This is a genomic window from Amycolatopsis cihanbeyliensis, assembly GCF_006715045.1.
In the GTDB taxonomy this organism is placed as follows: domain Bacteria; phylum Actinomycetota; class Actinomycetes; order Mycobacteriales; family Pseudonocardiaceae; genus Amycolatopsis; species Amycolatopsis cihanbeyliensis.
This window is the reverse complement of record NZ_VFML01000001.1, coordinates 974,081-997,902: the sequence shown is the minus strand read 5'-3', so window position 1 is coordinate 997,902 and position 23,822 is coordinate 974,081. Positions and strand designations below refer to the sequence as shown.

The 23,822-nt window shown below is 69.6% G+C and carries 21 protein-coding genes; 14 read left to right on the top strand and 7 right to left on the bottom strand.

The genetic code is table 11. The features are described from left to right. Positions 1-4: 4 nt before the first annotated feature. A complete protein-coding gene (locus FB471_RS04265; RefSeq protein WP_141996035.1) occupies positions 5-1,612 on the bottom strand; it encodes a succinic semialdehyde dehydrogenase in 1,608 nt (535 codons plus the stop codon). Between the two features lie 173 nt (positions 1,613-1,785). Next, the gene (locus FB471_RS04260) at positions 1,786-2,394 is read right to left on the bottom strand and encodes a TetR/AcrR family transcriptional regulator (RefSeq protein WP_141996034.1); all 609 of its coding nucleotides are present in this window, start codon (positions 2,392-2,394) and stop codon (positions 1,786-1,788) included. Positions 2,395-2,527: 133 nt separating this feature from the next. On the opposite strand from FB471_RS04260, the gene FB471_RS04255 reads away from it, so the two are divergent. The 7 genes from FB471_RS04255 to FB471_RS04230 all read left to right on the top strand — a co-directional run bounded on the left by FB471_RS04255 (position 2,528) and on the right by FB471_RS04230 (position 8,110). After that, positions 2,528-3,685, top strand: coding sequence for an acyl-CoA dehydrogenase family protein (locus FB471_RS04255; protein ID WP_141996033.1), 1,158 nt, complete (start codon positions 2,528-2,530; stop codon positions 3,683-3,685). 28 nt (positions 3,686-3,713) lie between these two features. Then, entirely contained in the window at positions 3,714-4,856 is a 1,143-nt protein-coding gene (locus FB471_RS04250) for a CaiB/BaiF CoA transferase family protein (RefSeq protein ID WP_141996032.1), read from the top strand. Between the two features lie 382 nt (positions 4,857-5,238). Beyond that, complete coding sequence (locus tag FB471_RS33970) at positions 5,239-5,406, top strand: hypothetical protein (protein ID WP_170220697.1); 168 nt, start codon at positions 5,239-5,241, stop codon at positions 5,404-5,406. A gap of 363 nt (positions 5,407-5,769) precedes the next feature. Further along, entirely contained in the window at positions 5,770-6,255 is a 486-nt protein-coding gene (locus FB471_RS04245; protein WP_141996031.1) for a helix-turn-helix transcriptional regulator, read from the top strand. 177 nt (positions 6,256-6,432) lie between these two features. Continuing rightward, a complete protein-coding gene (locus FB471_RS04240) occupies positions 6,433-7,275 on the top strand; it encodes a lytic transglycosylase domain-containing protein (protein ID WP_246076669.1) in 843 nt (280 codons plus the stop codon). 59 nt (positions 7,276-7,334) lie between these two features. Continuing rightward, the gene (locus FB471_RS04235) at positions 7,335-7,745 is read left to right on the top strand and encodes a hypothetical protein (protein ID WP_141996030.1); all 411 of its coding nucleotides are present in this window, start codon (positions 7,335-7,337) and stop codon (positions 7,743-7,745) included. A 23-nt stretch (positions 7,746-7,768) separates the two neighbouring features. After that, positions 7,769-8,110, top strand: coding sequence for a DUF3817 domain-containing protein (locus FB471_RS04230; protein WP_141996029.1), 342 nt, complete (start codon positions 7,769-7,771; stop codon positions 8,108-8,110). Here FB471_RS04230 and FB471_RS04225 read toward each other — a convergent pair. Genes FB471_RS04225 through FB471_RS04205 form a run of 5 tightly spaced genes read right to left on the bottom strand, consistent with a single transcriptional unit; the run spans position 8,076 to position 12,564 of the window. Then, complete coding sequence (locus FB471_RS04225; RefSeq protein WP_141996028.1) at positions 8,076-8,978, bottom strand: spermidine synthase; 903 nt, start codon at positions 8,976-8,978, stop codon at positions 8,076-8,078. The genes FB471_RS04230 and FB471_RS04225 overlap by 35 nt on opposite strands. A 1-nt stretch (position 8,979) precedes the next feature. Then, positions 8,980-9,375, bottom strand: coding sequence for an adenosylmethionine decarboxylase (speD, locus tag FB471_RS04220; protein WP_141996027.1), 396 nt, complete (start codon positions 9,373-9,375; stop codon positions 8,980-8,982). Next, a complete protein-coding gene (locus FB471_RS04215; RefSeq protein WP_141996026.1) occupies positions 9,365-10,540 on the bottom strand; it encodes a type III PLP-dependent enzyme in 1,176 nt (391 codons plus the stop codon). Before FB471_RS04215 ends, speD begins: the two co-directional genes overlap by 11 nt. A gap of 12 nt (positions 10,541-10,552) precedes the next feature. Further along, on the bottom strand, positions 10,553-12,148 hold the full coding sequence (locus tag FB471_RS04210; protein ID WP_141996025.1) for a solute symporter family protein: 1,596 nt from the start codon (positions 12,146-12,148) through the stop codon (positions 10,553-10,555). Beyond that, positions 12,145-12,564: a DUF485 domain-containing protein gene (locus FB471_RS04205; protein ID WP_141996024.1), complete on the bottom strand. Its 420-nt coding sequence runs from the start codon at positions 12,562-12,564 to the stop codon at positions 12,145-12,147. Before FB471_RS04205 ends, FB471_RS04210 begins: the two co-directional genes overlap by 4 nt. Positions 12,565-13,462: 898 nt before the next feature. Here FB471_RS04205 and FB471_RS04200 point away from each other — a divergent pair. The 7 genes from FB471_RS04200 (at position 13,463) to FB471_RS04170 (ending at position 23,784) form a co-directional block, all read left to right on the top strand. Next, positions 13,463-16,843, top strand: a complete 3,381-nt coding sequence (locus FB471_RS04200; protein WP_141996023.1) for a sensor histidine kinase — start codon at positions 13,463-13,465, stop codon at positions 16,841-16,843. Then, positions 16,840-17,292 (top strand): roadblock/LC7 domain-containing protein, encoded by a 453-nt coding sequence (locus tag FB471_RS04195; protein WP_141996022.1) that lies wholly within the window; start codon positions 16,840-16,842, stop codon positions 17,290-17,292. The genes FB471_RS04200 and FB471_RS04195 overlap by 4 nt, the downstream gene beginning before the upstream one ends. Continuing rightward, positions 17,292-17,906: a DUF742 domain-containing protein gene (locus FB471_RS34440; RefSeq protein WP_211357941.1), complete on the top strand. Its 615-nt coding sequence runs from the start codon at positions 17,292-17,294 to the stop codon at positions 17,904-17,906. The genes FB471_RS04195 and FB471_RS34440 overlap by 1 nt, the downstream gene beginning before the upstream one ends. Continuing rightward, positions 17,887-18,534, top strand: coding sequence for a GTP-binding protein (locus FB471_RS04185; protein ID WP_425457027.1), 648 nt, complete (start codon positions 17,887-17,889; stop codon positions 18,532-18,534). The genes FB471_RS34440 and FB471_RS04185 overlap by 20 nt, the downstream gene beginning before the upstream one ends. 70 nt (positions 18,535-18,604) lie before the next feature. Then, complete coding sequence (gene icmF, locus FB471_RS04180) at positions 18,605-21,844, top strand: fused isobutyryl-CoA mutase/GTPase IcmF (protein ID WP_141996020.1); 3,240 nt, start codon at positions 18,605-18,607, stop codon at positions 21,842-21,844. Between the two features lie 40 nt (positions 21,845-21,884). Further along, the gene (locus tag FB471_RS04175; protein ID WP_141996019.1) at positions 21,885-22,715 is read left to right on the top strand and encodes an LLM class F420-dependent oxidoreductase; all 831 of its coding nucleotides are present in this window, start codon (positions 21,885-21,887) and stop codon (positions 22,713-22,715) included. Between the two features lie 79 nt (positions 22,716-22,794). After that, complete coding sequence (locus FB471_RS04170; RefSeq protein WP_141996018.1) at positions 22,795-23,784, top strand: TIGR03557 family F420-dependent LLM class oxidoreductase; 990 nt, start codon at positions 22,795-22,797, stop codon at positions 23,782-23,784. Positions 23,785-23,822 lie beyond the last annotated feature (38 nt).

Below are 23,822 nucleotides of genomic sequence, written 5' to 3'. Positions count from 1 at the left end.
GTGCTCAGCGGCCGGGCAGCCTGCGCAGTGCCCGCATGCTGGCGGTCATCGCCTTGGCCCACAGCTTCGGCGGCATCCCGCGGAACGGCCGCAGCTTGAGGGCACCCTGGGCGGCGATGGACTGCGCCTCGGTGTACCGCAGCAACCCCTCGGCCCCGTTGCGGCGCCCGACGCCGGAGTCCTTCATCCCGCCCATCGGGACCCCGACGGTGCCGAAGGTGGCCGCGTAGCCCTCGTTGATGTTCACCGTGCCCGCCTTCAGCCGGGAGGCGACCCGCCAGGCGGTGTCGGTGTCCCGGGACCAGACGCTGGCGTTCAGCCCGTACTCGGTGTCGTTCGCGCGCGCGACCGCGTCGTCCACCTCGGTGTAGCCGTAGATCGACACCACCGGCCCGAAGGTCTCCTCGGTGAACACCCTGGCCTGCCGGGGCACGTCGGTGAGCACGGTGGGCTCGTGGAACAGCGGCCCGAGCTCGGGTCGCGCCCGGCCACCGGTGAGCACGGTGGCGCCGTGCTCGCGCGCGTCCCGCACGTGCGCGGACACGTTCTCGAGCTGCTCGGCCGAGGTCAGCGAGCCCATTCCGGCGCCGTAGTCCAGCGCGCCGCCGAGCCGGAGCGCGTTGGTCTTCGCCACGAAAGCCTCGGTGAAGGCCTCCCGGATGCTCTCGTGCACGTAGATCCGTTCCACCGAGACACACAGCTGCCCCGCGGAGGAGAAGCAGGCGGTGACCGCGCCCGCCGCGGCCTTGCCCACATCGGCGTCCGGCAGCACCACCATCGGGTTCTTGCCGCCGAGCTCGAGCGAGTAGCCGGTCAGCCGGTTCGCCACCTGGCTCGCCAGCGCCTTGCCGGTCGGGGTGGAGCCGGTGAAGCAGAGGTAGTCCGACTCCTCGACCAGCGCGTCGCCGATGCGCGAGCCCCTGCCCAGCAGGATCTGCCACACCCCTGGCGGCAGCCCGGCCTCCTCGGCCAGCTCCTGCAGCCACAGCGCGGACAACGCGGTCTGGTTGTCCGGCTTCTGCACCACGGCGTTGCCTGCCGCCAGCGCGGGCAGCACGTCCATGGCGGTCAGCGCGAGGGGATAGTTCCACGGCGAGATCACCCCGACCACGCCCTTGGGATGCCGGAGCTCGCCCGCCTTGGTCATCAGCGGGATCACCCCGGGCGCCCGCCGCGGCGCGAGGATCTTCGCGCTGTGCTTGCCGTAGTAGGCCGCGACCAGCGCGGTCGCGCTGATCTCGTCGAACGCGTCCAGCCGGGCCTTGCCCGCCTCGATCTGCACCAGGTCCAGCGCCTCCCGCTGGCGGTCCAGCACGAGGTCGTGCAGCCGGATGAGGAACCGCTCGCGTTCCCGCGCGGGGCGCTGTGCCCAGGCCCGCTGCGCGGTACGGGCGCCGGCGAAGGCGGATCGGGCGTCGGCGTCGGTCGCCTGCGGCAGCGTGGCGGTGAGCAGCCCGGTGAACGGTGCGTGCATGTCCACCGGGGCCGAGTCCTTACCGCCACTCGCCCGCGCCACCAGGTCGGCGGCCCGTGCCGACGGCGGGGCGCCCGCGACGCCGCCGATCGTGCTCGGCACGTCCTTGCCAAGGGCTTGCGAGGTCGTGCTGGTCATCGCTACCTCCGTGCGGCGCCGACTCTGGTTACCGACCAGTACACCATACCGCCGGTACGCCCCTCAAAAGTTGTTAGCGGAAGTAAACGTCACGGTGCGGGGGTAAAGGGCCTCATCTTGGGGTAGTGCGGGCCGGCCCGAGCGAGGGCCGGGCCGGGCCGCACTCCCGCACGTCAGTCGCCCGCGTAGAGCTCGACGGCGATGCGCTTCCACTCCTCCAGCAGCTGCTTGCGCCGGGTGGGGTCGCCGCCCAGCTCGGCGTCCAGCGCGAGCCCGCGGGTGAGGTTGACGGTGAGCCAGAACAGGGTCTCCACCCGGTCTCGCGGCACGTTGTCCGCCACCGCGGCGATGTTCTCCAGCACCGACCGGCCCAGCGCCCGGTCCACCGGGCGAATGGCGGCGCGCAACTCCGGATCCGTGCGCGCCGCGACCCACAGCTCGGTCACCGCCGTGGACAGCGTTCCCGAGTAGGCTTCCCAGAGCAGGTCGATCGCGGCGGGCACCCGCGCGGTGCCGGCCGGCAGCTCCGCCATCGCCGCGAGGCGCTGCGCCTTGAGCTTCTCGGTCAGGTGCTCGACGGCCGCCGCCATGAGCTCGGCCTTGGCCGAGAAGTGGTGCTGGACCGCGCCCTTGGACACCCCGGCGCGGGCGCAGATCTCCTGTACCGAGGTGCGCGCGTAGCCGACCTCGACGAGGCAGTCGACGGTGGCGTCGAGCAGGGCCGTCCGCGTCTGCTCCCGCCGCTCGGCCTGGGTGCGGTGCCGGTTGTGCTGCGCTGCCACGGGTTCCTCCCGGTGTCGGCCATTGTCGGCCGCTGTCGGTCTTTACCTTCAGTCTGGTCGGCATGTACATTCTCAACAGAACTTACATCCTGCATGGAATGTTTTCCAGCTCTCGCACGTCAGGAGGCCCGTCGTGGCACTGCAGATCCAGCGGAGTTCGTGGAGTACCGACGACCTGGAGGACTTTCGCGATCTCGCCCGCACCTTCTGCCAGAAGGAGCTGACCCCGAACCAGGAGCGCTGGATCGAGGCCAAGATGGTCGACCGCGAGCTGTGGACGAAGGCGGGCGAGGTCGGCCTGCTGGCGCTGTCCGTCCCCGAGGAGTACGGCGGGGGCGGCGGGACCTTCGCGCACGAGACCGTGCTCTACGAGGAGCAGGCCCGCGCGGGGGACGGGGCCTGGGGCGTCTCGGTGCACAACGGGATCGTGGCGCACTACCTGCTCGCCTACGCCGGCGAGGAGAAGAAGCGCGAGTGGCTGCCCAAGCTGGCCAGCGGGGAGTTCGTCGGCGCGATCGCGATGACCGAGCCGGGTACCGGCTCCGACCTGCAGGGCATCAAGACCCGCGCGGTCCGTGACGGCGACGAGTACGTGATCAACGGGGCGAAGACCTTCATCACCAACGGCGCGCACGCCGACCTGGTGGTGGTCGCGGTGAAGACCGATCCGGACCCGGACGCGGGCGCGCAGGGCGTCTCCCTGCTGGTCGTGGAGACGGCGGCCGAGGGCTTCCGCCGCGGAAGGGTGCTGGACAAGGTGGGGCTCAAGGGGCAGGACACCGCCGAGCTGTTCTTCGACGATGTGCGTGTCCCCGTTGCCAACCTGCTCGGCGAGGCGGAGGGGCAGGGCTTCATCCAGCTGATGCAGCAGTTGCCTCAGGAGCGCCTGCTGATCGCGGTGACGGCGGTGGCCGGGATGGAGGCCGCGATCAACCAGACTATCGAGTACACCAAGGAGCGCACCGCTTTCGGCCGGCCGGTGTTCAACTTCCAGAACACCAAGTTCACCCTCGCCGAGGCGGCGACCGAGGCCGCGGTCGCGCGGGCCTTCCTCGACCAGTGCGTCGAGCGCCATCTGCGCGGTGAGCTCGACGTGCAGGGCGCCGCGATGGCCAAGCTGTGGACCACCGAGCGGGTGAACAAGGTGGTCGACGACTGCCTTCAGCTGTTCGGCGGCTACGGCTACATGACCGAGTACCCGATCGCGCGGGCCTGGGCGGACATTCGGATCTCCCGGATCTTCGGCGGTACCAGCGAGATCATGAAGGAGATCATCTCCCGCACGCTCTGAGCAGGGGCCGATGGAAAGGAAGAACCGCATGAAGGCTGGTCCGCTGCGCGGGCTGAAGGTGATCGAGCTCGCCGGGCTGGCACCCGCGCCGTTCGCCTGCACGATCCTCGCCGACCTCGGCGCCGACGTGATCCGCGTCGACCGGGCGACACCCGGTGAGGACGTGCTGGGCTTCCCGTACGACCCGCTGATGCGTGGCCGCCGGACCATCGGCGTGAACACCAAGTCGGCCGAAGGGGTCGAGCTGGTGCTTCGCCTCGTGGAGCAGGCGGACGTGCTGGTGGAGGGGTTCCGGCCGGGCGTGGCCGAGCGGATGGGCCTGGGGCCCGCCGAGGTGCACGCGCGCAACCCGCGGGTGGTGTACGGCCGGATGACCGGCTGGGGGCAGGACGGCCCGCTGGCGCCGAGCGCCGGGCACGACATCAACTACATCGGCCTCGCCGGTGCGCTGGAGCCCGTCGGGCGCGCGGGCGAGCGGCCGGTGCCGCCGCTGAACCTGGTCGGCGACTTCGGTGGCGGCGGGTTGTTCCTCGCGATGGGCGTGCTCGCGGCGCTGTACGAGCGCACGTCCTCCGGCCAGGGCCAGGTGGTGGATGCCTCCATGGTGGACGGGGCGGCGTTGCTGACCACGCACCTGCACGGCCTGCGGGCCTCCGGGGTCTGGCCGGGGGAGCGCGGGGAGAACATGCTGGACGGCGGCGCGCCGTTCTACGACACCTACGAGACCGCCGACGGCAAGTACGTGGCGGTCGGCGCGATCGAGATGCGCTTCTGGGCGGCCCTGGTCTCCGTGCTCGACCTGGAGGCCGAGAACCTGCCGTTCCACCTGGACCAGAACGAGTGGCCGCGGCTGCGCGAGATCGTCGCCGAGGCGATCGGCAAGTACACCAGGGACGAGCTGGTCGCGCGGGCGGAGGGCACCGACGCCTGCCTGACGCCGGTGCTGTCCCCGTGGGAGGCGGCCGAGCATCCGCACAACGCGGAACGCGGCACCTTCGTCGAGGTCGGCGGGGTGGTCCAGCCCGCACCGGGACCGAAGTTCGACCGCACGCCGCCGGCCACCCCGGAGCCGCCGCACGAGAAGGGGGCGGACACCACCGAGGTGCTCGCCGAGCTCGGACTGGACCCCGGCGAACTGGCGAGCCTGCGCACCGAGGGCGTGATCAACTAACCCGTGCACGGCCAACTCGCCTACGCGAATGGCAAACACGGTGACGTGAGTGGCCAACACGCCGCGCCGGGTGTGTTGGCCATCCACGCGCGCGTGTTTGCTCCCTGCGCGCACGCGTTGGCTGTTCATGGACGCTGGACCGATCGGGGTCGCCCGCGCGGAGGGGTTGGCGTGGGCGTGTCCGGTGGTAGGCTCGGGCGCCGTTCTCCTAGAGTGGGGACCGGCTCGTCGGATACGGTGAGTCAGCGCTGGTGGCACAGGGCTGCCCGTCCGTGTGACAGGTACCCATGTGTTCGCGGTCTGCGGGATGATGGCCATGTTGGCTGGGAGGTACCGGGCTCCGTGACCGACGCGGGGACCGACGACTTGATCGGATGGAGCCATGTCGCCGGGAATTAAGAAGATCCTGATCGTCGGTGCTGTCGCACTCGTATTGTTTCTCCTGATTTCTCAACCGAATCAGTCAGCGGACGCGGTACGTACCGCGCTCGGCTGGTTGCGAGACGGTGCCGAGGCCATTGTGACGTTCGTGGAGAACGTGTTTTCCTGAGTTTCGACTTTCTTCCGGGGACTTGACCGGCGCGGTAACGGTACGGTAACGGCGCCGGTTATGATGCTGCGTACAGCCGGTATGACTACACACCGTTAAGAAGTCCACGATCCGGGGCATAAGACTCGACCATCCGGGTGGAATGCGGGGTCGGAGATGCTGGTCGACGAATTCATCGCACTCGGGGTCTGGCGGAATACCGGGGTCCGGTTCTACGGTGCTCACATTGCGTGAGCGGCCGATTGCCGCACCATCCAGTGACAAAACCAGTGCTCGTCAGAGACCAGTGCTTGTCAAAGACCCGAAGACCCAGTGTTCGACCCGTGCTGCGGCTACGGCAGTGCGTTGTGAAGGAGGCAGGGGATGACCGGAGATCCCGGAGTTGATGCGTTGATCCGGCAGTGGGCCGCCGAGCGCGAGCGGAGCGCGGAGGAAAGGGAGGTCGACCGGATCGCGTCGGCATGGCTGGCCGACGCGCCGCAACCGGCACCGGGAATTCCCGGACAGCGCAGCCGTACCGGGGCCGACTCCTGGGCGAACGTCGACTCCGCCGACCCCGGCTACCTGGCGGCCATGCGCAGCAGGCTGCCCGAGGTGCCGGTCGAGTTGCTGAACGCCGCCGCGGGCTGGTGGCAGATGATCGGCGACGTCGCGGAGGCCGAGCGCTGGTGGGACGCCGGGATCAGCCCGCTCGACCAGCGCGCACTCGACTATCGGGCCGCCGGCCTGACTCCCGCCGACCTGAGCAAGCGTCTCGGACCGCTGACCGTGCTGGAGCACCTGCGGCGGGGCAGCGCGCCCGCGTGGTGCGTGGCCAGGCTGGCTCGGCAGCGCCGCGACGCGAGCTGAGCGGGCGGCGCGGCGCACCACCGCCTCGCAACGGCGTAACGCTAGCCTGCGTAGCGTCGTTGATCGCATAGGTTTGCAGCATCCTTGGCGAGCGAGAGGCAGTGGTTCGTGCGCGGCACGTCGGCCGAGGCGGGCACCGAAGACGGTGACTCCGCGGCCCCGGAGGCGGGAGACGGGATCTCGGCGCGGCGTCGGGGCGCCGGGATTCTGGGCAGGCTGCTCATCGTGGCCAGCGTGCTGGCCGTGGGTGCCGGTGGTGTGTGGGTGGTGACCGCGGCGGTGACGCCGGAGGCCGGGCCGACCACGATGGAGATCCCGGCACTCGAGGTGGCCGCCGCCGAGGTGGAGCCGGGCAGTGTCGCCCCGGTGAACACCACGCTCGCGGGTGGCAAGGCCGCCGCCGGTGGGGCGACCGAACGCCCGGACCCGCCCGCCGAGCAGCGGTCCGGCCCGCAGTCGATCGCCGAGTGGGCCGCGCGTACCGAGCCGGCCGTCGGGGTCCCGGCGCGGGCCCTGATGGCCTACGGGCACGCCGAGCTCGCGCTGCGTTCTGCCCAACCCGGTTGCCGGGTGTCCTGGGCGACGCTGGCGGGTATCGGCCGGATCGAGTCCAACCACGGCCGCTACGGCGGTGCCGTGTTCGGCGCGGACGGCAGGCCGTCCAAGCCGATCATCGGGGTTCCCCTGGACGGCTCACCGGGCGTGAAGGCCATCACGGACACCGACGGCGGTCGCTTCGACGGTGACGCGCGACACGACCGGGCGGTCGGCCCGATGCAGTTCATCCCGAGCACCTGGGCCCGCTACGCCGCGGACGGCAACGGCGACGGGCGCGGCGACCCGCAGCAGATCGACGACGCCGCGCTGGCCGCGGCCCACTACCTGTGCGCCGACGGCAGGGATATGGCCGGTGCGCAGGGCTGGTGGGCCGGGGTCATGTCGTACAACCACTCGGTGGAGTACGCGCAGAAGGTCTTCGGCCTCGCCGACCGCTACGCCAAGGCGGCCCGGGGCCGCTGACCTCCCGGTACGGGCGGCCGCCACGTCCACCCGGTCCGCCAGGGTGCTAGCGTCGAGACGTGGCCGCAAGCTCGACGTTGACCCGCCGACTCCTGATGGTCGGCGTGTGCGTGTTGAGCATGGCGGTGTGCGGTGGCCTCGCCTGGTGGCAGTGGGAGCGCTTCGCCTCGGCGAGCGGTAGCTTCCAGAATCTCGGCTACGTGCTGCAGTGGCCCCTGTTCGGTCTGTTCCCCGCCTTCGTCTTCTGGCGACTGCGCAGGCTCGCCAAGCGGGCCACGCCGCGAGCGGAGGCTCCCACCAGCGGACGCGAGGAGTGGGGCCACGCCCCCGCGCAGGTCCCCGAGCAGCGGCCGAACCCGCCCGCGGCGCCATCGGCGCCCGACGAGGCGGAGGAAGCCGACGACGAGCTCGCCGCCTACAACCGTTACCTGGCCGAGCTGCACGCTCGAGACCAGGAGAACTCCCGCTGACAGCAGAGAGGCCCGCCAACAGCATGACCGCGCAGACCCAAGACCCCGCCCCGACCGCGCACTGGCGCGGTGCACTGGCCAGGTTCCGGATTGCCGCCTACGTGACCGGTATCGGCCTGCTCGGCCTGGTCGTCGTCATGGTGCTGCGGTACGGCTACGACAATCCGGAACCCTCGGCCGTGTACTCGCCGATCCACGGTGTGCTGTACATGATCTACCTGGTGCTCACCGTGGATCTGGCGATCAAGGCGCGCTGGTCGGTGAAGGGCGCGGTGCTGGTCCTGCTCGCGGGGTGCGTTCCGCTGGTGTCCTTCGTGGCCGAGCGCGCCGTTACTCGTCGCGTCCGGTCCGGCCAGAAGGTCTAGCCAGCGCGACCCGGACGCTGTGCGGCAGCACCGTGCAGCCGCGTAGCGCCTCGGGGTCCACAGAAGATGGTCGGTAACCGGCTCCGGACAGCGTGCGGATCATTCCGTCCACCGGGTCGGCGATCCGGTCGGCACGTCCACTGAGGAACGCCCACTCGTGCTCGTCGGATCCGAAATAGACCACGGTGCCGAAGATCTCCGAGAATCGCCGGGTCGCCGCGATGAGCGTCTCGTTGCGCCACAACGTCGGGCAGCCCGCCTGTGCGGCCAGCACGCCGCCGGGGGCGAGTACCTCGGTGCAGCGCCGTAGGAAGTCCTTCGCGTACAGCCGGTTGTGTTGCGCCTCGGGGTCGGCGTTCTCGTCCGGAAGGTCGATCACCACGATGTCGTAGCGTTCCGTGCCGGCCGCCGCCTCGGCGAGGAACTCCCAACCGTCGCGGTAGTGCATCCGGACCGGCCCGTCCGCGCGCTCGGCCGCGTCGAGCTCGGCGGGCGAGTAACCGTAGGGAAGGTACTCGGCGCAGGCCCGGACCGCCTCGCGGTCGATGTCGACATGGTCCACGCGGTCGGCCCCGAAGGCCACCGCCTGTTGGCTGAGCACACCCTCGCTGGAGCCGATCACGAGCACCCGGCGGACCTCGTCGGCCAGCAGCGCGGCCGGCACGAGCAGCGCCTCATGGTAGACGAGTTGGCTCTCCTCGGTGCTCTGCCGGTCGTTGTCGCAGAACAGCGTGATCCCCTGCGCCGTCCTGGCGATCACCACGTGCTGGTAGTCGGTGCGGGTATCGAGCAGAACCTCGGGAAGGTCCCACACCCGGGACAGCCCCGGGCCGAGCGGCTCGACGATCTGGTGTGGTGTAACGGTCAATCTAGCTCCCCTGGGTTGCGGGCTGGTGCCCGCGGTCGACGGTGGACATGCGTACCGAGGCGGCGCCGAGCTTGCTGGCCAGCAGCTCCGCCGCCCGCTCGGGATCGGCGCGTTCGCCGCAGGTGAACACGTCGACGAACACGGCGCCGATCTCCGGATAGGTGTGCAGCGAGGCGTGGGACTCCGCGAGCATGGCGAGCACTGTCACGCCCTGCGGTTGGAATCGGTGCGAGATCACATCGCAGACCGTCGCACCGGCCTCACTCAACGTCGTAGCCAGGGTGTCGCGCAGCGTCGCGACATCATCGAGCGCCGCGGCCGGGATTCCCTCCAGCTCGGCAAGGACGTGCCGGCCGGCGAACGCCCCGATCGGTGGCCGCAGGTACTCAGTGCGCACTGATCAATCTCCCTCCAGTAATGCAGTACGTAGGTAATGGTTCGATTCCATTGAACGCCACCGACGAGTAGCTTGCCGTGTAGGCGCCGGTGGCGAGGATGTCCAGCTGATCGCCAGCGCGTAGCGCGAGCGGTAACCGGTACGGCGTGTGCTGATACAGCACGTCATCACCATCGCAGGTCGGCCCGGCGATGATCACCGGCCCTTCCTCCTCGGCGGTGCCGGTGTCGTCGACCGGCTCGAAGCGATAGGCGATCGCCTCGTTCTCCGTCTCGGCAAGACCGTTGTACCTGCCGATGTCGAGGTAGACCCAGCGCGCCGGGTCGGTGGCCGACTTGCGTGCGACCAGCACGACTTCGGCCCTGATCAGCCCGGCCTCGGCGACCATCGCCCTGCCCGGCTCCAGCACCAGCTCGGGCAGCGGCTGCCCGAAGTGCGCTCGCAATGACGCGTCGACGGTGCCCGCGTATTCCGCCAGCGACGGTGCCTCCCGGTCGTAGGACACCCCGAAGCCGCCGCCGATGTTCAGTCTGCGCAGCGTCGTCCCCTGCTCGGCGCAGGCGGTGAACACCGTCGCCGCGGCGGCCGCGGCCAGCTCCCACGCCGCTGGGTCCAGTTGTTGCGAACCGACATGGAAACTCACCCCCGTCGGCTCCAGCCCGAGTTCGACCGCGCGTAGCAACAACTCGGTTGCCCGCCGCGGAACGCAGCCAAACTTGCGGCCGAACGGAGTCACCGAGTCCGGGGCCTCGACCAGCAGCCGCACCTGTACCTGAGCGCCGGGCGCGAACCTGGCGATGTTGTCCAGGTCGCCCTCGGCATCGCAGGTGAACTCGCGTACCCCGACGTTGTGCGCGAACTCGATCGCGGACGGCTTCTTGATCGGGTTGCCGTAGGACAGTGACTCCGGGTCCGCCCCCGCGGCGAGGCACAGCTTGATCTCCGCGGGGCTGGCGACGTCGAAGCTCGCGCCTGCCGACACCAGGGTGGAGATCACCGGTGGAGCCGGGTTGGCCTTCACCGCGTAGCAGACGCGCGCGTTCTCGAACGCGGCGGCGACTTCGCGGTACCGGTCCGCCACCGCGTCGAGGTCGATGACGAGACACGGGCTCGATGGTGCGTGCTCGGTCAGGAATCGCCTGATCCGGTCGAACGTGGTGCTCACCAGATCAGGTTCTCAGGCGCCGATGCCGGTCAGCGAACGGACCTCCATCTCGGCGTGCTTGCCCGGATCGGCCTTGGTCCTGCCGAGCAGGGTGCCGACGAAGCCGCAGAGGAAGGAGAACGGGATCGACACCAGGCCGGGGTTGCGTAGCGGGAACCAGTGGAAGTCGATCCCGGGGAAGACCGAGTCAGGGGCACCGGACACCACCGGCGAGAACAGCACCAGGACCAGGCATGCGGCGAGCCCGCCGTAGATACCGCAGAGAGTTCCCATGGTGTTGAAGCGTTTCCAGAACAGGGAGTACAGCAGGGTCGACAGGTTCGCCGAGGCCGCCACGGCGAAGGCCAACGCCACCAGGAACGCGACGTTCTGCCCGTTGGCGAGGATACCGCCGACGATCGAGAGCACACCGACGACCACCGCGGTGTACCTGGCCACCCGGATCTCGGTGTCCGCACCGACTTTGCCGCGCTTGACGATGTTCGCGTAGACGTCGTGCGCGAACGAGGCCGATGCCGTGATGGTCAGCCCGGCCACCACGGCGAGGATGGTGGCGAAGGCCACGGCGGAGACGATGCCGAGCAGTACGCTGCCGCCGATCTCCAGTGCGAGCAGCGGGGCCGCGGAGTTCTCCCCGCCCGGAGCGTTGCGGATCGTCTCCGGGTCCACCAGCGCGGCGGCACCGAACCCGATCACCAGGGTGCAGAGGTAGAACACGAACATGCAGGCGGTGGCCCAGACCACCGAACGGCGGGCCTCCCGCGCGTTCGGCACGGTGTAGAACCGCATCAGCACGTGCGGCAGTGCCGCGGCGCCGAGGATCAGCGCCACCGCCAGCGAGACGAAGTCGAGCTTGCTGATGTCGCTCGCGCCGTACCGCCCGCCGGGCTCGAGGAGCTTCTCGCCGAGCGGGCTGTTGTCGGCGGCCGCGGACAGTAAACCGGAGAAGCTGAAGCCGAACTTGCCGAACAGGAACACGGTGATCCCGGTCGCACTGAGGATCAGCAGGCCGGCCTTGATGATCTGCACCCACGTGGTGCCTTTCATGCCACCGACCAGCACGTACAGCACCATCACCAGCCCGACCACGCCGATCACCAGCGCCTGACCGAAGCCACTGTGGATGTTCAGCAGCAGCGCGACCAGCCCGCCGGCGCCTGCCATCTGCGCGAGCATGTAGAAGAACGAGATCACGATGGTGGAGGTGGCCGCGGCCGCCCGGACCGGTCGTTGCCGCATCCGGAAGCTGAGTACGTCGCCCATGGTGAACCGGCCGGTGTTGCGCAGCAGCTCGGCGATCAGCAGCAGATCCACCAACCAGGCGACCAGGAACCCGATCGAGTACAGGAAGCCGTCGTAGCCGTGGATGGCGATCGCGCCGGCGATGCCGAGGAAGGAGGCGGCGGACAGGAAGTCGCCGGACAGCGCGATCCCGTTCTGCCGACCGGTGAAGATGCTGCCCGCCGCGTAGTAGTCCGCGGTCGACCGGTTGCGGTGGCTGACCCGGTAGACCACGAACAGGGTGATGGCGACGAACAGCGCGAACACCCCGGTGTTCAGCACCGGGTCGCTGAGGATCCGCCCGTCCGCGGCGAGTGCTGCGCTCATGCCTCGGGTACCCCGGCCTGCCTGCGGATCTCGGCCACCCGGGGATCGATCTGCCGCCTGGCGAACCGCAGGTAGGCCACGGTGACCACGACCGTGCTGAGGAACTGCAGCATGCCGAGCACCATCGCCACGTTGACCTGTCCGAACACCTTGGTGCTCATGAAGTCGTGCGCATAGGCCGCGAGCAGCACGTAGCTGAGGTACCAGGCGAAGAACAGCAGGCTCACCGGGAACACGAACCTGCGCAGCCTGCGGCGCAGGGCGCCGAACTCGGAGCTGCGCTGGATGCGCTCGAAATCCGGGGTCACGCTGGTCGCGGGCCGGGGCTCCGCCCCCCGCCCGCCGAACATCACCGGGATACGGCCGGTCTCCTCGAGCGGGTTGCCTGCCGTGGTGGCGCGTGCGACATCGTGCATGGGCTCTCCGGAGGCAGGGGTGCGGTCGGGACTGCGCGAGGCAGGGCGCACATGGTAGCGACGTCCACCGCCCTCACTCGTTAGTGGGTTGTGGGACGCCGGGAGAGTTGTTCAGAACGACCGAGCGACCGCGGGCCGCCAGGCCCGTGCGAGCGGTCGTTGCAGGTCACGGCAGCGGCTATGGCGTGACCCGGACTGAACAACCGACCTGTGAATAGGACACCGGTAGTGGACCTTACCCGCGAGAATGCGGCAACCGACGGATGTACGATGATCGGGAACGGGTCGGGTAACCGGTCAGTAATTACCGTTCGTGATCACGAGTCGGGGAGCGGTGTTCCGGAGGTACCCGCGAGCGGATCGGCGACGAGGCCGGTCGGCCGTGTCGGCCCGGCGATGAAACACCACATCATCGTGGAATTTATCTCGGCCATGTCCCGGCGTATGGGTACGCCCGGTAGGCGTCGCCCGCGGCGCGCCGGCGTCGCAAGGTCTGAGTGGGTGACACGCGAACCGGTGACCTTATGGAATCTGTAACCGAATTGCTCGCTTGCCGAAGCGTTGTCGCCGAGAAGACCTTGCGAAAGGATTCACAACATCATTTCGGCTGGTCATGTCGGGTATGTGCGGAGAAATTGATTTCCACTCGATTGGTGTACGCTTCTTTAGCCACGTTGGCTACCGTGCCGGCCAAGGCGCGAAGCTCGTGCGGTTGCTCGTGCGCCTGCACTTGCATCGTGCGAGTTGCGGTCGACCGGTACCGCGTCGACCAGCACCGCGTCGACCGGTACGGGGGTCGACAGGACATGGACAGTAGTACCGGACAGACCAGCACCGAACAGACCAGTGGCGAACCGGACAGGGAGTCACCTTCGTGACCGTTGCAGGACAAGGACAAGTGCCTGTTGGGAAGCTCCTCGGCCAGCAAGCGCCCCAGCCCTCGAAATGGCGGGTCAAGTGGCGGGAACTGCTGCAGTGGCGAGACTGGAGCCTGCCGGTCAAGTTGGCCGCGGTCACCCTCGTCCCGATGCTCATCGCACTGGTGCTCGGTGGGACGACCATAGCCAACCAGGTCGAGCGCGCCGACGGCTACGAACGGATGGAGGCCCTGGTCGCGCTGAACGGCGAGCTGCGAACGGTGCTCGGCGAGGTGCAGGACGAGCGCACCCAGACCGTGCGGCTGCTGAACCAGGGACTGGCCGGGGACTCGGCCGAGCTGGAGACCACGCGGGCCGAACTCGACCGGGCGATTCCGGCGATGTCCGAGACGGCGGACCGGGCGGTGGAGCTGGACGGCACGCTGGGTGGCGCCCAGGGGGAGGCGAGCACCCAGCTCGACCGGCTGCCCGGGATCCGGGACCAGGTCGGTGCGGGCCAGCTCGACTCCGCGCAGGCCATCGAGGAGTACTCGGCGATCACCCGTGCGCTGCTGGCGCTGGACACGACGCTGGTCTCGCGGCTGAGCGACGCGGAGATCGGCGGCACGCCGACGGCGCTGCACGCGCTGCTGGCCGCGGCCGAGCAGGTCTCCTTCGAGCAGGCTCTCGGCGGCTACGGCATCGCGCGCGGCGGCCTCACCCCGGACGAGCTCAACCAGGTGCGTACCGCGGAGGTTCGCCTCGCCGACCGGTTGACCGGGTTCCGGGGGGCGGCGAGCGGTTCGCAGCGGCAACTCTACGACGGCACGGTGTCCGGGGCGGAGTTCGCGGCGCGAACGGACCTGGCCGACCGGATCGTGGGCGGGGACGCGTCCGGCCAGATCGACCCGCAACGCTGGCAGGGCGCCTCGACCGCGGTCACCGACCAGCTCGGTACCGTGGCCGACCGGCTCGGCACCGGCCTCGGCGAGACCACCTCGGCGCTGGTCGAGGGCTCGAGCAATGACGCGGGCCTGCTCGCCGTCCTGCTGTTCAGCGCGTTCGTGCTGGCGGCGGCGGTGGTGTTCGTGATCACCAGGCAGCTGCTCCGATCGCTGCGGGTGTTGCGGGCCAGCGCGCTGGACGTCGCCGACACCCAGCTACCCGCCGCGGTGCACAACATCCAGGAGGGCCGCCCGCAGAGCACCGAGCTGCAGCCCGTTCCGGTGCGTACCGCCGACGAGGTCGGGCAGGTGGCCAGGGCGTTCGACGCCGTGCACAGCCAGGCGTTGCGGTTGGCCGTCGCGCAGGCCGCGATGCGCACCGGATACAGCAACGTGTTCGTCAACCTCTCCCGGCGCAGCCAGAGCCTGGTGCAGCGCCAGCTACAGCTGATCGAGCGGCTGGAACGTGACGAGGAGGACGCCGACCAGCTGGCCACCCTGTTCCAGCTCGATCACCTCGCCACCCGGATGCGGCGCAACAACGAGAACCTGATGGTGTTGTCCGGGTCCGAGCCCGGTCGCCGGTCGGGCCAGCCGATCAGCACTACGGACGTGCTGCGGGCCGCGGTGTCCGAGATCGAGCAGTACCAGCGGGTCGCCGTGCGTACCCCGCCCGCCTCGCGGGTGCTCGGCTACGCCGCGAGCGATCTGATGCGGCTGCTCGCCGAGCTGCTGGACAACGCCACCGCGTTCTCCGCGCCGGACACCCAGGTCATCGTGGCCACCCAGCTGATGGACGACGGGTCGCTGTCACTGGACATCATGGACAAGGGCATCGGCATGAACGAGACCGAGGTCGCCGAGGCCAACGCCCGGTTGACCGAATCGGCCTCGGTGGACCTGGCTACCTCACGCCGGATGGGCCTGTTCGTGGTCGGCAGGCTGGCGAGCAGGCACGGCTTCGGCGTGACCCTGCACGGCGGTAAGGACATCGCGGGCGTGCGAGCGACCGTCACCGTCCCGGCCGGGCTGGTGGTGGCCGAGGACACCGCCCCGCAGGCGCCCGAGCAGCCCGCGGCGTCGGCGCCGCAGCAGGTGGTCGGCGGCTCGTTGCCGCGGCGGCAGCGGCAGGTGAACGGCACTCCGGTGGAGCGGCCGAGCGTGGCGGCGCCACACGGTGCCGCGGTGAACGGGTTCGGCGAAGGCCAGCAGGCACCGCCGCCGCGCACCGCCGGACCGCCGTCGGAGATGGAGGTTTCCGGCACGGCGCTGTTCAGCCCGATCGAGCGGGACGGCACCGAGGCCGAGCGGTCCAAGCAGACGAAACCGTCGCAGCCTTCGCAGCAGTCGCAGCAGCCGCCACGCCCGCGACCCACCGACCAACCCGCGCCACGCCAGGAACCCACTGCCGAGGAGGCCGCCTGGCCGACCGAGCAGGACGGGCCGGACGAGGTCCCGCCGTCCGAGGCGGCGACGACCGCGGTGTCGGCGGAGAGCACGGAAACCGCCGGAGGTACCGAGCCGGCGGACGACACCGAGTCCACCGAGCGCGTGCAGCACCCGGCCGCGAGCCAGGCGGCCCGGCGCAGGCCACGCGGTGCGGTGCCCGGTGGCAAGGAACTGTTCGAGGCGAACAGCACCGTACTGAGTGACTGGTGGAGCGCCGCGACCACGGCGGCCGACGCCGCCCGCAGGGCGCAGCAGGCCGACGACTGGCGCACCGAGACCACCCCGATCTTCGACGCCACCCTGTCCGCCTGGTTCCGTACCGCCGAGGAGCAGCCGAAGGCGAAGGACGAGCGAGACGACGCCGCCAGCGCGGCCATGCAGAGCTGGGACTTCGCCAGCGACGAGAGTTGGCGTACGGTGCAGGCGGTGTCCCGGACCGAGCCGTCCAGCTACACCTCAGCCGGCCTGCCCCGCCGCCGGCGTGGGGAGTACCTGATGCCGGGCAGCGCGGCGCGTACGGAGGGCGCAGGGGAGGGTTCCTCGGGTAAGGCCGCGGAGCTGCCCGCCCGGGATCCGGCCGATGTCCGGGGCAGGCTGAGCAGTTTCCAGCAAGGCCTCAGCCGGGGGCGCAGGCGCAGCACCGGCGAGCAGCCGGACCGTCCGGAGCGGGCACAGCAGGCACAGCGTCCGCAGCAGCCGGAGCAGGTACAGCAGCCGGAGCAGCGGGCAGGCGGCGAGGGCGACGCGGATGGCGACTGGTCGTTCGCGTCCGACGAGCGGCAGCGGGCCGCACGGTCGGCGACGAACTCATCACCGTCCGCCTATACTTCGGCGGGGTTGCCCCGGCGTCGTCGTGGCGAACGGCTGCTGCCGGGCAGCGCGGGACCGGCGAAGGCGGCACCGCGCGTCGAGCGCGATCCCGCCGACGTCCGTGGGCGGCTGAGCAGCTTCCAGCAGGGAATCCGCCGGGGCCGGCACCAGACCGCTGAGCCGGCCGAAGGCAACCAAGAGAAAGTGGAGGGTGAATGACCTCGCCGGAAGGGGCACAGCCTCAGCAGAATCAGTTCGGATGGTTGGTCAACGACTTCGCCGAGCGGGTGCCCGGTGTGGCTCACGCGGTGGTCGTCTCCGCGGACGGGCTGCTGTTGACCTCGTCGAACCGCCTCCCGCTGGACCGGGCCGACCAGCTGGCCGCGGTTGCTTCCGGGCTGGTGAGCCTCACCCAGGGTGCCGCGCGGTGCTTCGAGGCAGGATCGGTCAACGAGACCGTGGTCGAGATGGAGCTGGGCATCATGGTGCTGATGTCCATCAGCGACGGTTCCTGCCTGGCCGTACTCGCGGCCCCGAACTGCGATATCGGGCAGGTGGCCTACGAGATGACCCTGCTCGTCGATCGCGTCGGGCAGATCCTCACCCCGGAGCTGCGCGCGCAGCTGCAGAGCTCGGGCGGCTCGCTGATCGGTGAACCGGTGGGCTGATGAGCACGGGATCGGGGTTCTTCGGTGAAGAGCCGGGTGCGGACAGTCGGCCCCCGGAGGAGGGGAGCGGCGCCGCCAACAGGCGCTCGGAGGAGAGCACGTTCGCCGATGTGCTCAACTCCTTCACCTTGGACTCCGGGCGCGGCAGGAAGAAGCGTAAGAAGAAGAGCAAGGAGGACTCGCGCGGCGACGCGGGCGCCGCACACCCTGGGCACTCGACCGGAAAGGAGCAGCGCGTGTCTGCCGAAGCCATTCCCTTGCCGGCGGCGGAAGAGGAAACGGGGTTCGTCCGCCCGTATGCCATCACCGGTGGCCGGACCAAGGCCAACTACGCACTGGAGCTGGAGACATTGCTCTCCACCCGCGAGGGCGAGGCCATGCCGACGCCCGAGCTGGTCGAACATCGATTAATCATGGAAGAATGCCGGATCCCGCGGTCGGTCGCCGAGATAGTCTCGGCCCTCCGGGTTCCACTCGGTGTCGCGCGAGTCCTGATTAGTGATGCGGCGGATGCGGGTCTGATCGCTGTGCACAGGACCGTCTCGAGTGACGACGGCGCCGAGGAACATCTGATGTTGATGGAAAGGGTTTTGAGTGGACTCCGTCGGCTTTAAGGCACCGCGGAATGCGGAAGGTGTAGCCCGCCAGGCGGCGGGTAGCGGCACCGCGGCGCCGACCATGACGTCAGCCAAGATCGTCGTGGCCGGCGGGTTCGGCGCTGGTAAGACCACCTTCGTGGGGTCGGTGTCCGAGATCGTGCCGCTGACCACCGAGGCGATGATGACCGACGCCAGCACGGGCATCGACGACCTCGAGGCGACCCCGAACAAGTCCACGACCACCGTCGCGATGGACTTCGGGCGGGTCTCGCTGGACGAGGACCTGATCCTCTACCTGTTCGGCACGCCGGGGCAGCAGCGGTTCTGGTTCATGTGGGACGACCTGGTGCGCGGCGCGATCGGTGCCGTGGTGCTGGCCGACACGCGACGGCTGGCCGACTCCTTCGCCCCGGTGGACTTCTTCGAGGACCGCGGTCTTCCGTACATCATCGGGCTGAACACCTTCGACGGCGTGCTGAACCACGACGTCAACGATGTGCGCGAGGCGCTGTCGATCGATCCGAACACCCCGATCGTGCGGTGCGACGCCCGGGACAGGGAGTCGACCAAGCAGACCTTGATCACGCTGGTCGAGTACGCGATGCGGCAGTGGATCGCGCGCCGCTCGGCGGCAGCGCAGTAACGGGTCGAGTGACCGCCATCACGGGGTGTCATGCCTTCAAAATAGTAGGAAGTCCAAGTATTTTGGAGGTATGAACGCCGAACTGCACCGTCCCGCGAACCCCGTCCGGTTCGTGACCGCATCCAGCCTCTTCGACGGGCACGACGCGTCGATCAACATCATGCGGCGCATCCTGCAGTCGCAGGGCGCCGAGGTGGTGCACCTCGGGCACAACCGGTCGGTGGACGAGGTGGTCACCGCCGCGATCTCGGAGGACGTGCAGGGCGTCGCGATCAGTGCCTACCAGGGTGGGCACGTCGAGTACTTCAGTTACCTCGTCGAACTCCTCGCCGAGCGCGGCGCCGGGCACGTCAAGGTGTTCGGCGGCGGTGGCGGCGTGATCGTGCGGGAGGAGATCGAGCTGCTGCACTCGCGCGGGGTGGCGCGCATCTTCTCCCCGGACGACGGCCTGGAGATGGGCCTGCCCGGGATGATCAACTGGATGATCCAGGCCTGCGATGTCGACCTCGGTTCCCAGGAGACCGGCTCGGTGGACACCCTGATCTCCGGCGACGTGCCCACGCTGTCTCGGGTGGTCACGCGCTTGCAGGCGGGCGCGTTGCCCGACGCGTGGAGCTCGGCGATCGCCGACGCCGCGAAGGCGCGCACCGTGCCGGTACTCGGTATCACCGGCACCGGGGGTTCGGGGAAGTCCTCGCTCACCGACGAGCTGGTCCGCCGGTTCCGGCTTGACCAGGAGGACAAGCTGCGCATCGCGGTGCTCGCGGTCGACCCCTCCCGGCGGCGCGGGGGTGGCGCGCTGCTCGGCGACCGGATCCGGATGAACTGCCTGGACGGGGCGCCGGTGTTCTTCCGTTCGCTGGCCACCCGCACCACCAGCGGCGAGATCCCGACCGGGCTGGACGAGGCGGTGCTGGCCTGCAAGGCGGCGGGCTACGACCTGGTGGTCGTGGAGACCCCCGGTATCGGCCAGGGCGACGCCGGGATCGTGGACCACGTCGACTACTCGCTGTACGTGATGACGCCGGAGTTCGGCGCCGCGTCCCAGCTGGAGAAGATCGACATGCTGGACTTCGCGGACACGGTGGCGATCAACAAGTTCGAGCGCCGCGGCGCGGAGGACGCCCGCAGGGATGTGGCCAGGCAGCTGGTGCGCAACCGCGAGGCGTTCGGCTCCGCGCCGGAGGACATGCCGGTGTACGGCACCAGCGCGGCGAAGTTCAACGACGACGGCGTGACCGCGCTGTACCAGCACCTGCGGGACGACCTGGCCGAGCTCGGCCTCTCGGTGTCGGCCGGGGTACTGCCCGCGGTGGAGGGCAAGGTCTCCACCGACGCCTCGACGATCATCCCGTCCTCCCGCACCCGGTACCTCGCCGATATCGCCGCGACGGTGCGCGGGTACCACGAGCACACCCGCGCCCAGGCCGAGGCGGTGCGCACCCGCGAGCACCTGAGCGCGGCACGGGACGCGCTGGCCGAGGCCGGTTCCGGCACCGGGGACGTCTCCAGGCTGCTGGAGCGGGCCGAGCAGGAAGTGGATGCCGAGTCGCGGCGGCTGCTGGAGGCCTGGCCGGAGCTGGCCGAGTCCTACCGGGCCGAGGAGCTGGTGGTGCGGGTCCGGGACAAGGAACTGCACACGCAGTTGTGGCGGGACACCCTGTCCGGTAGCCGGATCCCGCGGGTGGCCCTGCCGCGCTACACCGATCCCGGCGAGTTGCTGTCCTTCCTGCGCAGGGAGAACCTGCCGGGGTACTTCCCGTACACCGGCGGCGTCTTCCCGTTCAAACGGGAGGGTGAGGACCCGGCGCGGATGTTCGCGGGGGAGGGCGACCCGTTCCGCACGAACCGGCGGTTCAAGTACCTCTCCTCCGATTCCGAGGCCAAGCGGCTGTCCACCGCCTTCGACTCGGTGACCCTGTACGGGCACGATCCGGACACCCGGCCGGACATCTACGGCAAGGTAGGCACCTCCGGCGTCTCCATCGCGACGCTGGAGGACATGGAGGTGCTCTACGACGGGTTCGACCTCACCGCGCCGAGCACCTCGGTGTCGATGACGATCAACGGGCCGGCGCCGACGATCCTGGCGTTCTTCCTGAACACCGCGATCGACCAGCGGCTCGCGGCGTTCCGGGAGGAGCACGGGCGGGAGCCCTCCGATGCCGAGGCCGCGCAGGTGCGCGAGTGGACACTACGCAACGTCCGCGGCACCGTGCAGGCCGACATCCTCAAGGAGGACCAGGGGCAGAACACCTGCATCTTCTCCACCGAGTTCTCGCTGCGGATGATGGCCGACGTCCAGGAGTGGTTCATCGAGCACGGGGTGCGCAACTTCTACTCGGTGTCGATCTCCGGCTACCACATCGCCGAGGCCGGGGCGAACCCGATCTCGCAGCTGGCCTTCACCCTGGCCAACGGGTTCACCTACGTGGAGTCCTACCTGGCGCGCGGGATGGACATCGACGAGTTCGCGCCGAACCTGTCGTTCTTCTTCTCCAACGGGATGGACGCGGAGTACTCGGTGCTCGGCAGGGTGGCCCGGCGGATCTGGGCGGTGGCGATGCGCGAGCGGTATGGCGCGAACGAGCGCTCGCGGAAGCTGAAGTACCACGTGCAGACCTCGGGCCGCTCGCTGCACGCGCAGGAGATGAGCTTCAACGACATCCGCACTACGCTGCAGGCCCTGTGCGCGCTGTACGACAACGCGAACTCGTTGCACACCAACGCCTACGACGAGGCGATCACCACCCCGAGCGAGAGCTCGGTGCGCAGGGCGATGGCCATTCAGATGATCATCAACAAGGAGTGGGGTCTTTCCAAGAACGAGAACCCGCTGCAGGGCTCGTTCATCATCGACGAGCTGACCGACCTGGTCGAGGAGGCCGTGCTGGCCGAGTTCGACCGGATCTCGGAACGGGGCGGGGTGCTCGGTGCGATGGAGACCGGCTACCAGCGCGGCAGGATCCAGGACGAGTCGATCACCTACGAGCGGCTCAAGCATGACGGGTCGTTGCCGATCGTCGGCGTGAACACCTTCCGGAACCCGAACGGCGCGGATGAGGAGGAAGGCGAGGTCGAGCTGGCGCGGGCGACCGAGGAGGAGAAGAAATCCCAGCTCAACCGGCTCGCCGACGTCCAGCAGCGGAACGCGGACGAGGCGCGTGCGGCGCTGCGCCGGCTGCGTGAGGTGGCCACCAGTGGGGGCAACCTGTTCGGTGCGCTGATGGACGCGGCGCGGGTGTGCTCCCTCGGCCAGATCACCGAGGCCTTTTTCGAGGTCGGCGGCCAGTACCGCCGCAATGTCTGATCTCGGAATAGCGGGATGGGTAGGGCGGGTTGGGGCACGTATGAAGTTCGGAGCGACCACCTTTGTCACCGCGGACGGTATTCGGCCCGACCGGCTCGGCCCTGCGCTGGAGGAGCGCGGGTTCGACTCGCTGTTCGTCGCCGAGCACTCGCACATCCCCGCCAGCAGGGAGAGTCCCTACCCGATGGGTGGGGAGCTGCCGGGCGTCTACTACCGGAGCCTCGATCCTTTCGTCGCGCTGACCGCCGCCGCCGTCACGACCACCCACCTGCGGCTCGGCACCGGGATCGCACTGCTGATCCAGCGCGACACCATCCAGACCGCCAAGGAGGTCGCCAGCCTGGACACGCTGTCCGGCGGTCGGGTGATCTTCGGCGTCGGGGTGGGTTGGAACAGGGAGGAGATGCGCAACCACGGCACCGACCCACGCACCCGTGGCGCGCTGATGAACGAGCAGCTCGAGGCGCTGAAGGTGATCTGGACCGAGGAACAGGCCGAGTACCACGGCAGGTACGTCGACTTCGACCCGATCTTCGCCTGGCCCAAGCCGGTGCAGCAGCCGCACCCGCCGATCTACGTCGGCGGTAACAGCCCGGCCAGCCTGGCCAGGGTGGCCACGCATGGCGACGGCTGGTTCCCCTTCGCCGTCAGCGACCCGGCCGAGATCCGACCGCAGCTCGACCTGCTCGCCGAGCATGCCGAGAAGGCCGCGGTGACCGTCAGCGGGGTGGACAGCAACAACCGCGCCGTCCTCGACGGCTACGCCGAAGCCGGTGTGGAGCGGGCCACCTTCGTGCTCCGGCCGCAGGGGGAGAGCGAGGTCCTGCGCGAGCTGGACGGCCTCGCCGAGGTCGTGGCGGCGTACCGGTGACAGGCACGTGCCGGCCGAGCCGGGGTAGGTTGGCTGCCGAGTGGACGATCGACGGCCGGACCGGGTTGAGGAGGAATTCGTGAGTGACGTGCAGATCGGTGTCGCCGCGGCACTGGAGCAGTTCTCGCCACGGGAGTCGGTGCGCTTGGCCGCGCTGGCCGAGCAGCACGGATTCTCCGGCCAGATGGCGGCCGACCACTTCCAGCCATGGGTGCCGGCGCAGGGCGAGGCCTCGTTCGTGTGGAGCGTGCTCGCGTCGCTGGCCGAGAACACCTCCGGCGACCTCGGCCCGGGGGTGACCTGCCCGTCCTTCCGGCTGCATCCGGCGCTGATCGCGCAAGCCGCGGCCACCCTCGAGGCCACCTACCCCGGCCGGACCTGGCTCGGGATCGGTTCCGGGGAGGCGTTGAACGAACACATCATCGGCGGCTACTGGCCCGAGGCCCCCGAACGGGTGCGCCGGATGCTCGAGGCGCTCGAGGTCATCCACAAGCTGTTCAGCGGCAAGGACGTCAAGCACAGCGGCGAGTTCTTCAAGCTGCACACCACGCGGCTGTGGACCCTGCCGGACGCCCCGCCACCGATCTACATCGCCTCGGCGGCGCCGTACACCTCCCGCAAGACCGGCGAGCTCGCCGACGGGTTGATCACGCCCGGGGCATCGTTGGAGAAGCTCAGCGGCATCCTGGAGAACTTCGGCAAGGGCGCGCGCAAGGCAGGCAAGGACCCGGACACCATGCCCAAGCTGCTGCAGGTGCACCTTTCCTGGGCCGCCACCGACGAGGAAGCCTGGCGGAACGCGATGGAGCAGTGGCCGAACGGCGGGATGAAGTTCCCCAAGGCCGACATCCGTTCGCCGTTCGACTTCGAGCAGATGGCCAAGCTGGTGCGCCCGGAGGACTTCGAGGGCCGGATGGTGGTCTCCGCCGACCCCGATGTGCACCGGGCCGCGCTGCAGAAGTTCGTCGACGCCGGGTTCAACCGGATCTACCTGCACAACGTGGGGCGCAACCAGGACGAGTGGCTGGAGGTCTTCGGCCGCGAGGTGATCCCGAAGCTGACCCGCTGACCGCGCGGGGCCGGGTTCCGCTGGGCGGGACCCGGCCC

Coding starts and splice junctions, on each gene's coding strand:
- FB471_RS04265 (WP_141996035.1), bottom strand. CDS start 1,612: ATGACCAGCACGACCTCGCAAGCCCTTGGCAAGGACGTGCCGAGCACG.
- FB471_RS04250 (WP_141996032.1), top strand. CDS start 3,714: ATGAAGGCTGGTCCGCTGCGCGGGCTGAAGGTGATCGAGCTCGCCGGG.
- FB471_RS33970 (WP_170220697.1), top strand. CDS start 5,239: ATGTCGCCGGGAATTAAGAAGATCCTGATCGTCGGTGCTGTCGCACTC.
- FB471_RS04245 (WP_141996031.1), top strand. CDS start 5,770: ATGACCGGAGATCCCGGAGTTGATGCGTTGATCCGGCAGTGGGCCGCC.
- FB471_RS04230 (WP_141996029.1), top strand. CDS start 7,769: ATGACCGCGCAGACCCAAGACCCCGCCCCGACCGCGCACTGGCGCGGT.
- FB471_RS04210 (WP_141996025.1), bottom strand. CDS start 12,148: ATGAGCGCAGCACTCGCCGCGGACGGGCGGATCCTCAGCGACCCGGTG.
- FB471_RS04205 (WP_141996024.1), bottom strand. CDS start 12,564: ATGCACGATGTCGCACGCGCCACCACGGCAGGCAACCCGCTCGAGGAG.
- FB471_RS04195 (WP_141996022.1), top strand. CDS start 16,840: ATGACCTCGCCGGAAGGGGCACAGCCTCAGCAGAATCAGTTCGGATGG.
- FB471_RS34440 (WP_211357941.1), top strand. CDS start 17,292: ATGAGCACGGGATCGGGGTTCTTCGGTGAAGAGCCGGGTGCGGACAGT.
- icmF (WP_141996020.1), top strand. CDS start 18,605: ATGAACGCCGAACTGCACCGTCCCGCGAACCCCGTCCGGTTCGTGACC.
- FB471_RS04175 (WP_141996019.1), top strand. CDS start 21,885: ATGAAGTTCGGAGCGACCACCTTTGTCACCGCGGACGGTATTCGGCCC.